This window comes from Streptomyces sp. 549, assembly GCF_030124175.1.
Classification (GTDB): domain Bacteria; phylum Actinomycetota; class Actinomycetes; order Streptomycetales; family Streptomycetaceae; genus Streptomyces.
On record NZ_JASKMT010000040.1, the window covers coordinates 20,333 to 30,755 of the forward strand.

The window sequence follows — 10,423 nt, forward strand, 5'->3', positions numbered from 1 at the left end:
TTCCTCCCCGCCCTGAAAGGCGGGGCATCCTGGGAGAAAGGAGGTGAAGCCCGTCGCACGCGCCTTCTGGGTCGATGGTCCGGGTCGGGGCAGCATCCGGGACGTGCCTCTCGGGGCCCCCTCCGAGGGCGACGTGATGGTGCGCGGCCTCTTCTCAGGGGTGAGCCGCGGCACGGAGAGCCTGGTGTTCCGGGGCGGGGTACCGCAGAGCCAGTACGCCGCGATGCGGGCACCCTTCCAGGAAGGGGAGTTCCCCGGGCCGGTCAAGTACGGCTATCTCAGCGTCGGCGTGGTCGAGGAGGGCCCGGCGGACCTGCTGGGCCGGACGGTGTTCTGCCTCCATCCGCACCAGAGCCGGTACGTCGTCCCGGCGAGCAGCGTCACTCCGGTCCCTGACTCGGTGCCCGCCGAACGCGCCGTGCTGGCGGGCACGGTGGAGACCGCCGTGAACGCGCTGTGGGACGTCGCACCGCTGCTGGGCGACCGGATCGCCGTCATCGGTGCCGGCATGATCGGCGGCTCGGTGGCCGCGCTTCTGGCCCAGTACCCCGGGCTGCGGGTCCAGCTGATCGATGCGAACCCCGAACGGGCCTCCCTGGCTGCGGCGCTGGGGGTCGACTTCGCCCTGCCGGAGGAGGCGCTCGGCGGCTGCGACCTCGCCATCCACGCCAGCGCCACCGAGGCCGGCCTGACCCGCGCCTTGGAACTGCTCGCGCCGGAGGGCACGGTGCTGGAGCTGAGCTGGTACGGCGACCGGAGAGTCAGTCTGCCGCTGGGTGAGGCCTTCCACTCGGGGCGACTCGTGCTGCGCGGCAGCCAGGTGGGACGGGTCGCGGAGGCCAGGCGTTCGCGCCGCAGCTACGCCGACCGCCTGGCGCTCTCCCTGGACCTGCTGGCCGATCCGGTGTTCGACGTCCTGGTCACGGGAGAGTGCGCCTTCGAGGAACTGCCGTCGGTGATGCCGCGGATCGCCTCCGGTGAACTTCCCGGCCTGTGCCACCGGGTCGTGTACGGCACTCCGTAAGTCCGGGCCGGTCACCGCGGTCCGCGGACCCCGTGCCTCTGAACGAGTGGCACCCTCCGGCCGTACTGTCGTGTGCGGCCGCGTGTCAGCGGCCGAGTTGTCCGAGCCGGAGGTCCCACCGTTGTTCAGCGTCACCGTCCGTGAGCATCTCATGATCGCCCACAGCTTCCAGGGCGAGGTCTTCGGCCCCGCACAGCGTCTGCACGGAGCCACGTTCCTCGTGGACGCCACGTTCCGCCGTCCCGAGCTGGACTCCGACAACCTTGTCGTCGACATCGGCCTCGCCGGCTCGGAACTCGGCCGGATCGTGGGTGAGCTGAACTACCGGAACCTGGACGAGCTGCCGGAGTTCGCCGGAGTCAACACGTCCACGGAGTACCTGGCCAAGGTGGTGGCGGACCGACTCGCGGACCGCATCGGCGCCGGGGCGCTCGGGGAGGGCGCGCGCGGACTGACCGGCCTCTCCGTCACCCTGCACGAGTCACACATCGCGTGGGCCGGCTACGAGCGGGACCTGTGAGGCCGGGCCCGTGAGCGCCTCTCCGGAAGGCCACACCACCGGCAGCGCACCCGAGCGCACCGTCCGGTTCGTCATGCCGGGGAACGTGGACGATCCGGCCGCGCCGAGCGGCGGCAACGTCTACGACCGCCGGGTGTGCCGCGAACTGCCCCGCCTCGGCTGGCGGGTCCGGGAGCACGCGGTGGACGGCGAGTGGCCGCGTCCCGGTGCCGGATCGCGGGCCGAGGTGGCGCGCGTGCTGCGCGAGACGCCCGACGGCGGCGTGGTCCTGCTGGACGGGCTGGTCGCGTGCGGGCTCCCCGAGGTCGTCGTCCCCGAGGCGTCGCGGCTGCGTCTGGCGGTGCTGGTGCACCTGCCGCTGGGCGACGAGACCGGGCTCGCCCCCGCCGTCGCGGCCGAACTGGACGCCGCGGAGCGCAGGACGCTGCGGTCCGCCGCTGCGACGGTGGCGACCAGCGCGTGGGCGGCGGGGCGGCTGACGGAACACCACGGGCTCGTCCCGGGGCGGGTCGGTGTCGCCGCCCCCGGAACGGATGCCGCGCCGCTTGCGCCCGGCACCACGACCGGCACCGCCACCAGTTCCGCCACCGGCCCCGCCTCCGGCCCCAGGCTGCTGTGTGTCGCCTCCGTGACGCCGCGCAAGGCCCAGCACACCCTGGTCGAGGCTCTGGGGGCGGTAGCCGACCTTCCGTGGACCTGCGAACTTGTGGGCGGCGTGGACCACGACCCGGGATACGTCGCCCGGGTCGAGGAACTGATCGCCGCGCACGGTCTGGCCGACCGGGTGTCTCTCACCGGTCCTCGGTCCGGCGCAGCCCTGGAGGCGAGCTACGCGGCCGCCGACCTGCTGGTGCTCGCCTCACGCGCCGAGACGTTCGGGATGGTCGCCACCGAGGCGCTCGCGCGCGGCGTGCCCGTCATGGCGACGGCCGCGGGCGGGTTGCCGGAAGCCGTCGGCCAGGCGCCCGACGGCGGCGTGCCCGGCGCGCTCGTGCCCCCGGAAGACCCGACGGCACTCGCCGCCGCGCTGCACCGCTGGCTCACCGATCCCGCGGAACGGCACCGCGCGAAGGCTGCCGCGCGGCAGCGGCGGACGGCACTGCCCGGTTGGGACGCGACAGCTCGGAGCCTGGCCGCAGCGCTGGAACAGCTCCGTCAGGAACCCCTCTTGGAGACCGTGTGAACACGCCCGACGTCACCCGATACGCACCCCAGTGGCTGGCGTTGCGGGAGGCCGCGGACGCGGCGGCCCGCGCGTCCGAACTGCTGGAACCCCTGCGGCTGCACCTGCACGGTACGGACGTCCCTCCGGCAGGTGGGGACGCTCGCACCACTCCGCTGGTGATCCGGGACCTCGGATGCGGCACCGGCTCCATGGGGCGCTGGCTTGCGCCCCGGCTGAGCGGCCCGCAGCACTGGATTCTCCACGACCACGACCCCGAACTGCTCGAACTGGCCGCCGCACAGCTGCCGCGGACAGCCGCGGACGGCAGCCCGGTCACGGTCGCCACGGAACACGGCGACGTCTCCCGGCTGACGGCGGAGCGGCTCGCGGGCACCTCGCTGGTGACGGCGTCCGCGCTGCTGGACCTGTTCACCCGGGAGGAGCTGGACGAGCTGGCGACGGCGTGTGCCGGGGCCGGCTGCCCGGTGCTGCTGGCCCTGTCGGTGACGGGAAGGGTGGAACTCCGGCCGGCGGACCCGATGGACACGGAGATCATGGAGGCGTTCAACGCCCATCAGCGCCGCGCGGAACGGGGCCGCCGCCTGCTCGGGCCCGACGCGGTCACGGTGGCCGCCGCAGCCTTCACGCGCAGCGGCATGAGCGTGCACACCCGCCCCAGCCCCTGGCAGCTGACCACCGCGGTGGACGGCGTTCCGGACGCCCCGGCGGCCCCTGGCCCGCCCGGAGGCACCGGAGGCACCGACACGACCGGTAGCGCCGACACGACCGGCAGCGCGGACAGTTCGTCGCACGCACAGCAGTCGCGGCAGCTGGCGAAGGAGTGGCTGCGGGGATGGGTCGGCGCGGCGCGGGAGCAGCGGCCGGACCTCGCCCCCCGCGCCGACGCCTACCTGCGACGGCACCTGGAGGCCTGCCAGGTTGGCGAGTTGAGCGTGACGGTGGGTCACGACGACCTGCTGGCGCTACCGGGACCGACGGGCGGTGCCTCGTGATCAGGCTGGGCCGTCGCCAACTCGGCCCGCTCGCCGGGGCGGCGCTGTTCGCGACGGTGCTGTGGTGGCAGGGCACCGGCGCGTTCGTGGACGGGCTGCGCGGCGTCGACGCCGCCACCCTCCTGGTCGCCCTGGGCATCGGCCTGCTGACGACGCTGCTGAGCGCCTGGCGCTGGTGCCTGGTGGCGCGGGTGCTGGAAACCCGGCTGGCGCTCGGCCAGGCCGTGGCCGCCTACTACCGCGCCCTGTTCCTGAACGCGGTGCTGCCCGGCGGCGTGGCCGGTGACGTGCACCGCGCCGTGCGGCACGGGAGGAGCGTGGGCGCCCTGGACAAGGGAGTGCGCGGCGTCGTCCTCGAACGTGCGGCGGGCCAGGTCGCGCTGCTCGGCGTGGGCGGCGTCCTGCTGGTGGCGCTTCCGTCGCCGCCGGTGGGCCGGGCAGCCGAGGCGCTGCGGGACTTCGCCCTGACGAACGCCACGACCGCGGCCCTCGCCGGGGCCGTCGGCCTGGCGGCCGTGGCCGGCCTCCGGGGGCGACTCGGTTCGGCCACCTCGCGCGTGGGGCGTGCGGTGCGCGGCTACGCGGCCGAGGTGAGAGAGGTGTTCCTCGGCCGGCGCTACGGCCCCGGCGTCCTGCTCTCGTCCGTCGTCGTGCTGGCCGGGCACCTGGCGATGTTCCTGCTCGCCGCCCGGGCGGTCGGATCGACGGCCCCGGTCGCACAGTTGCTGCCGCTCATGACGCTCGGACTGCTCGCGATGACGCTGCCGCTGAGTGTGGGCGGCTGGGGCCCCAGGGAGGGAGTCACCGCCTGGGCGTTCGGGGCGGCCGGCCTGGGCAGCGCCCAGGGGCTGAGCACTGCCGCGGCCTACGGGCTACTGGTCTTCGCGGCGGCCCTGCCCGGTGCCGTCGTCCTCGTCGTCCAGTGGCTCGCCGGCTCCCGGCGCACGCAGGTCGAACTCGAAGAGGGTGTCCTCGCCGAGGAAGGCGCGGCGAACGGGCGGGCGGAGCGCGTCCCGCATGATCGCGGGGCCTTCGAAGGCGAGACCGCGCACGCCGTCACCGATCAGCACCGGCGCCACGGTGACGTACAGCCGGTCCAGGGCTTGCTCGTGCAGGAAGCGGGACACGGTCACGCCGCCGCCCTCGACCAGCACCCGGCCGAGCCCCCGGTCGGCGAGTTCGCTCAGCAGGCGGCCGGGGGAGAACGCGGCCTTGTCCGGGAGGACCAGCACGTCCACCGTGCTCGCGGTCAGGCCGTCCGCGGCGGCCCTGTTCTGCTCGCCGACCACCCACAGGGTGGGCGCGGCGCCGTCCGTGAACACCTGCCGGTCGAGCGGGACCCGGCCGTGCGGGTCGATGACCACGCGTACCGGGTCAGGGCCCGCGCAGGCGCGGACCGTCAGTCGGGGGTCGTCCGCGACTGCGGTGCCCGCTCCGACGACCACCGCGTCGGAGAGCGCCCGCAGCCGGTGGAGGTGCTCGCGGTCCTCGGGGCCGGTGACGTAGTCGGCGTCGCCCTCCCGGGTCGCGATGAACCCGTCGAGGCTCTGGCCGAGTTGCGCGAACGCGAAGCGCGGGCCCGCGAGGCAGAGCGGCAGGTACCGCTCGGCGAGCAGGGCTGCCTCCGCGGAGGCCCCGTCCCACCACCCGTACCGCCCGCCCGCGTCCCGGGGCAGCCCGGCCGCGGCGGCGTCCGGCCCGGTCCGTACGGCCAGCAGGCGCTGCCAGGCGTCGTGCGCATCGATCAGACGCTCGGAAGAGGCCCCGCTCACCGCGCGCCCTCCCCCGACGGAGTGGCGGAACGTTCCGCCGTCAGCAGCGAGAAGTACGCGCCGAAGGAGTCGACGAGGGCGGCCAGCAGCTCCCCGCCCTTAGCCGCCGACGCCAGGGAAGGCCGGCCGACCACACCGCTCTCGGTGTAGGGGCGCAGGCCGAGAGTGAGCAGATGTTCCCGGTCGTCCGCGAGGAAATCGGAGTCCATGTGTCCAGGACGTACCCAGGCGGGGTCCTCCCGCAGCAGAATCGACGTCTCCGTCTCCCCCGCGTGCATGTCGCTGGTGGAGGAGGTCTCGACACCTGCGCGTTCGCGGGCGGTGCTCCAGTCGGCGGAGCCGGGGAAGAGCGCCATCGGGAAGCCGGTGCCGGCGGACTCCTGGACCACGTTCCGCAGTACGTAGTTCCCGCCGTGCCCGTTGACCAGGACCAGGCTCCGGATTCCGGAGCGCCGGAGGGATTCGGCGATGTCCCGCACCACCGCGACGAGGGTCGTGGCCGAGATGCTCACCGTCCCCGGCCAGGCGAAGTGCTCGTGCGAACAGGAGACCGTCAGCGGCGGCAGCCGGAGGACCGGATAAGCGGCAGCGATCTCCCGTGCGATGGCGCAGGCGATCAACGTGTCGGTCGTCAGAGGAAGGAACGGGCCGTGCTGCTCGAAACTGCCGATCGGCAGGACCGCGACAGCCGGCCGCATCGCACCCACGTCGCCGGTGGATTCCAGGGGCAGCAGGCCGGTTCCCCTCGGCCTTTCCTGCGGGTCGCTCATAATCCCCACCCTTTTCTTGCGTGGCGCTTTTCACATTGCGCGGGACGAGCTCCGACGAGTTCCACCGAAGACACATAACCAACCCGCCCGGCCGACTTCTCGTCACCTGAGAGAACTCCCACCCCGGAGACTACCCGAAAGGTCCCGTCCGTGACACTCGACAACAGGCACCTCCCCGTGGAACCTCGCACCGAGAGCGCCGTCAGCGCCAAGCGCGTGGCATCCATCCAGCTTTCCACCACATACGGCGTTTTCCAGGCCATCGGCTACCTGGACCGCATTCGCGGTGACGAACAAATTGCCCTGACGTACGGCGACGTCTCGGGTGAGGACGTGCTCACGCGGTTGCATTCGGAGTGCCTGACAGGTGACGCCTTCGGGTCACGCCACTGCGAGTGCGGCGACCAGCTGTCCGCGGCACTCCAGGCGATCGTGGACGAGGGACGGGGCGTCCTCGTCTATCTCCGGGGGCACGAGGGGCGGGGTATCGGCCTGCTGGCCAAACTCCAGGCGATGCAGTTGCAGGCGGAGGGAATGGACACCGTCGAGGCCAACATCGCCCTCGGCCTGCCCGTCGACTCACGCGACTACGGAGTCGCCGCGGACATGCTGCACGACCTCGGGGTCCGGTCGGTCCGGCTGATGTCGAACAACCCGCTCAAGCTGGAGGCCTTGCTGCAACGCGGAATCGCGATCACCGAACAGGTCCCGCTGCTCACACAGCCCCGCGAGGAGAACATATTCTACCTGCGCGCGAAGCGAGAACGCATGGGCCACCTGCTCCCACATCTCGACCAGGTGGGCATCGCCTGCCCCAAGCCGGCGGGGTAGCGGCTCTACAGGAAAGGGGCGGAGAGTCCCTGCCCCCACACCCGGACACGTAAAGGCGATTCTGTTTCCCGAGCCTGCTTTTCCTGGAAAGCAGAGCATTCTCCTCTCGTACCACGGAGGGGCGATAGTCGAAGTCCGAGTCGGACCGACGACGAGGACCGGCTCGGGACTACGCAGGGGAGGACGCGGAGAGGGAGAAGGGCGCGACGTCGCCGGTAGGTCACCCCATATCGAACGGAGGAAAGAGCTGCCGGCTCGCGTACCGATCCGGTAATGACCGGCGAAAGGGTTGCCCCCTGCAGGCCCCGACCCTCCCCGCCTGCCCGCTTGCGGCATCAGCGCCGTGGTGTTGCTGCACCCGCTCACACCTCGCGCCAGGACCACGTCACGGGCATCCGGATGAGCAGCACACGCTCGACGGCACCACATGCGAGGACGCCTCGATCACGAGTGGGCCACACCGCCGGGACCGTTCACCAGCCGAAGCCTTCGGCTGCGGGGCGACCGACGCACCCGGGACCCCGAAGGCGTACGGGCCGAGCCGCCTCCTGCCGGATCGAGACCTCCCAGCCCGCAGCAAGCAAGGGTGGCGACTGGACCCGGACAGACATCGGACTCGCCCGCCGCGTCCTGGGCTGGGAGCCGGAGATCGGGCTCGAACGTTCGCTGCGGGACATGTGGGAGTGGCAGGACAGGCCCGTAGGGGCGCCGACAGGCCGTTTGTCGGACCATCAGAGGTCCGACCTCCCCCAATAGACAAATTTGAGTAACCCCTCCTACCGTCTCCTCTGTCGAACCGATAGCCAAACTTGGTCAACCAAACTTGGTCAACGGGTGGGGCCATGAAGCAGAGAGGCGGCCATTGAGCTGGACCGCGCATGACCGAGAGCGGGCGTCCGATCGGTGGATCGACGCACGGACGACGGGCAACGCCATCGTCGCCGAGGGACTGCGGAAGGAGTACGGGGACTTCGTCGCGCTCGACGGATTGGACCTGACGGTCCCCGAGGGAACGGTGTGCGGCCTGCTCGGCCCCAACGGGGCGGGCAAGACCACGGCGGTACGCATCCTCTGTTCCCTCCTGAGGCCGGACGGCGGACGGGCCAGCGCGGCGGGGTTCGACATCCTCGCCGATGCGCCCGAGGTCCGCTATCGCATCGGGCTGACCGGTCAGTCCTCCGCGGTCGACGAGGCACTGACGGGCCGCCAGAACCTGATGATGTTCTCGCGGCTCTACCACTTGGACCGGGAGTCCGCGCGCGCCCGCGCGGACGAACTCCTCGGGCAGTTCAGTCTCACCGAGGTCGCGGACAAGCCCGCCAAGACCTACTCCGGCGGCATGCGCCGCAGGCTGGACCTGGCGGCGAGCTTCATCATGGCACCTCAGGTGCTCTTCCTCGACGAGCCGACAACAGGGCTTGATCCCCGCCACCGGACCGAGGTGTGGGAAGTGGTGCGCTCCCTGGTGGGCGGCGGCACCACCGTGCTGCTCACCTCGCACTACCTGGACGAGGTCGACCAGCTCGCCGACAACATCGTCGTGGTGGACCGCGGCAAGAAGATCACGGAGGGCACTCCGGAAGAGCTCAAGTCCCAGGTGGACGGCGACCGGATCGACACCGTGATCCGCGACACCTCCCAGCTGACCTCGGCGGCGGAGGTGATCCGGCGCTCCGCCGAATCGGAACCGGAGATCGACGTGGCGGGCCGCAGGGTCAGCGTGTCGGTGCGCGACCGGGTCACCGCACTCTCCCGTATCGCCCGGTCCCTGGAGGACAACGGAATCCCCGCCCAGGACATCGCCCTGCGCAGACCCACTCTGGACGAGGTGTTCATGCGCCTGACGGGCGACCGTGACAACGGGAAGGCCGAGGTGGACCGGTGACGACAACAGCGAAGGACGCGGCCGCGAGGGCATCGCTCCGCCCGATCGTCCGGCCGGAGATCCCCCGTACCCGGCGCGCCCGACTCAGATGGGCACTCACCGACTCCTGGACGATCACCCAGCGGGACCTGACGCACTGGGTCCGCGAGCCGGGACGCGTTATCGCCGGGCTGCTCTACCCCTGTGTCATGGTGCTGCTCTTCGGTTATGTCTTCGGCAGCTCGATGTCGGTCGAGGGCGGCGGCGACTACCGGCAGTTCCTGATGCCCGGCATGTTCGCCATGACCATGATGATGGGCATCGGCGAGACGATGAGCGCCATCAACAGCGACGCGAGCAAGGGGGTCACCGACCGCTTCCGGTCGATGCCGATGGCACCGTCCGCCGTGGTCTCCGGCCGCAGCGTGGCCGACATCATGAACTCAGCGCTCGACCTGGCCTTCCTGCTGGTGTGCGCCATGATCGTCGGCTGGAAGTCGAACGGTTCGGTCACCGAGACCGCGGCCGCGATCGGGCTGCTGCTCCTGCTGCGCCTCGCCGCGCTGTGGGTCGGCATCTACATCGGCCTGGTCGTCCGCAACCCGGAGACCGTGGCCTCGCTGTACGGGATGCTCTTCCCACTGTCGGTACGCCAGTACCGCAGGCTCAGTCGCTGAGCTGAACCCGGACGCGCCCCGGAGCCTCCCCACCGGACGTGGTCCGCACCGAAGGGCCCGGTTGCCCCGCCTCGATCACCTGGCGGGCCGGCTGGGCCCCTGTACTGCCCCGCCGCTACTCTTGGGCCGCAGAAGCCAAGGTGACGGAGCGGGAAACGATGTCGGCGACTCGACTGCTGGTCCTGGGAGCTGTTCGCAGGCACGGAATCGCCCACGGCTATCTGGTCAGCAGAGAACTGGACGCGATCGGGGCCCAGAAGTGGGCGAAGCTCAAGTCCGGCTCGATCTACCATGCGCTCCGTCAGCTCACCAAGGACGGCCTGATGCACGCCGCCCAGATCGATGAGTGGCCGGGTCGGGTGGACTACCGCGTCACCGAGCAAGGTGAACGGGAGTTCGTTCGCCTCCTCCGGGACGCACTCCGCAAGCCCGGCCCGCGCGCCGACCTGCTGGCCGCGGCCCTCTCCCTGCTGTCGGAGATCCCCCGTGACGAGGCCGCCGAACTGCTCAGGGAGCGGCTGTCGGCTCAGGAAGCGGAGCGGGCCGACCTGGCGGACCAGATGGAAGCGGCGGAGGACTCGGGCAGGCTGGCCGAACTGTACGGAATGCTGATGCAGTCCGCGGACTGTGGGGTGGCCTGGACCCGCAGTCTGCTGGAGCGGCTGGAATCCCCGCCGGAATCCGCCGCGGGCCGGCCCTCCCCGTAGTACGACTTTCGTCGACCCAGGGCGGTTTCAAAGTCTTGTCGATCAACGATCCGTGCTGGTCACGGCATCGTGACGATGGG

The 10,423-nt window shown here is 71.5% G+C and carries 10 protein-coding genes and 1 pseudogene; 9 read left to right on the forward strand and 2 right to left on the reverse strand.

Annotated elements, in window-relative coordinates:
* The first annotated feature begins 43 nt into the window (after positions 1 to 43).
* From QNO07_RS26275 to QNO07_RS26295, 5 genes and pseudogenes are all read left to right on the forward strand, one after another.
* Positions 44 to 1,024 carry a zinc-dependent alcohol dehydrogenase gene (locus QNO07_RS26275; protein ID WP_283995003.1) on the forward strand — a complete coding sequence of 327 codons (981 nt, stop codon included), beginning with the start codon at positions 44 to 46 and terminating at the stop codon, positions 1,022 to 1,024.
* Between the two features lie 121 nt (positions 1,025 to 1,145).
* Positions 1,146 to 1,544 (forward strand): 6-pyruvoyl trahydropterin synthase family protein, encoded by a 399-nt coding sequence (locus QNO07_RS26280; protein ID WP_283995012.1) that lies wholly within the window; start codon positions 1,146 to 1,148, stop codon positions 1,542 to 1,544.
* A 73-nt stretch (positions 1,545 to 1,617) separates the two neighbouring features.
* A complete protein-coding gene (locus QNO07_RS26285; protein ID WP_283995014.1) occupies positions 1,618 to 2,727 on the forward strand; it encodes a glycosyltransferase family 4 protein in 1,110 nt (369 codons plus the stop codon).
* Positions 2,724 to 3,722 (forward strand): methyltransferase domain-containing protein, encoded by a 999-nt coding sequence (locus tag QNO07_RS26290; RefSeq protein ID WP_283995004.1) that lies wholly within the window; start codon positions 2,724 to 2,726, stop codon positions 3,720 to 3,722. Before QNO07_RS26285 ends, QNO07_RS26290 begins: the two co-directional genes overlap by 4 nt.
* Before the next feature lie 86 nt (positions 3,723 to 3,808).
* Positions 3,809 to 4,549 (forward strand): annotated as a pseudogene (locus QNO07_RS26295) (lysylphosphatidylglycerol synthase transmembrane domain-containing protein); the annotation flags it as partial.
* Between the two features lie 45 nt (positions 4,550 to 4,594).
* On the opposite strand, the gene QNO07_RS26300 reads toward QNO07_RS26295, so the two are convergent.
* A complete protein-coding gene (locus QNO07_RS26300) occupies positions 4,595 to 5,494 on the reverse strand; it encodes a RibD family protein (RefSeq protein ID WP_283995006.1) in 900 nt (299 codons plus the stop codon).
* A complete protein-coding gene (locus QNO07_RS26305) occupies positions 5,491 to 6,264 on the reverse strand; it encodes a creatininase family protein (RefSeq protein ID WP_283995007.1) in 774 nt (257 codons plus the stop codon). Before QNO07_RS26305 ends, QNO07_RS26300 begins: the two co-directional genes overlap by 4 nt.
* A gap of 177 nt (positions 6,265 to 6,441) precedes the next feature.
* On the opposite strand from QNO07_RS26305, the gene ribA reads away from it, so the two are divergent.
* The 4 genes from ribA to QNO07_RS26325 all read left to right on the forward strand — a co-directional run bounded on the left by ribA (position 6,442) and on the right by QNO07_RS26325 (position 10,343).
* A complete protein-coding gene (ribA, locus tag QNO07_RS26310) occupies positions 6,442 to 7,095 on the forward strand; it encodes a GTP cyclohydrolase II (RefSeq protein WP_283995008.1) in 654 nt (217 codons plus the stop codon).
* A 934-nt stretch (positions 7,096 to 8,029) separates the two neighbouring features.
* Complete coding sequence (locus QNO07_RS26315; RefSeq protein ID WP_502961943.1) at positions 8,030 to 8,980, forward strand: ATP-binding cassette domain-containing protein; 951 nt, start codon at positions 8,030 to 8,032, stop codon at positions 8,978 to 8,980.
* On the forward strand, positions 8,977 to 9,636 hold the full coding sequence (locus QNO07_RS26320) for an ABC transporter permease (RefSeq protein ID WP_283995009.1): 660 nt from the start codon (positions 8,977 to 8,979) through the stop codon (positions 9,634 to 9,636). The genes QNO07_RS26315 and QNO07_RS26320 overlap by 4 nt, the downstream gene beginning before the upstream one ends.
* 158 nt (positions 9,637 to 9,794) lie before the next feature.
* Positions 9,795 to 10,343 carry a PadR family transcriptional regulator gene (locus tag QNO07_RS26325; protein WP_283995010.1) on the forward strand — a complete coding sequence of 183 codons (549 nt, stop codon included), beginning with the start codon at positions 9,795 to 9,797 and terminating at the stop codon, positions 10,341 to 10,343.
* Positions 10,344 to 10,423 lie beyond the last annotated feature (80 nt).

Excerpts from the sequence above, each read along its gene's own strand:
- QNO07_RS26285 (WP_283995014.1), top strand. The coding sequence starts at position 1,618 with ATGCCGGGGAACGTGGACGATCCGGCCGCGCCGAGCGGCGGCAACGTC.
- QNO07_RS26305 (WP_283995007.1), bottom strand. The coding sequence starts at position 6,264 with ATGAGCGACCCGCAGGAAAGGCCGAGGGGAACCGGCCTGCTGCCCCTG.
- QNO07_RS26325 (WP_283995010.1), top strand. The coding sequence starts at position 9,795 with ATGTCGGCGACTCGACTGCTGGTCCTGGGAGCTGTTCGCAGGCACGGA.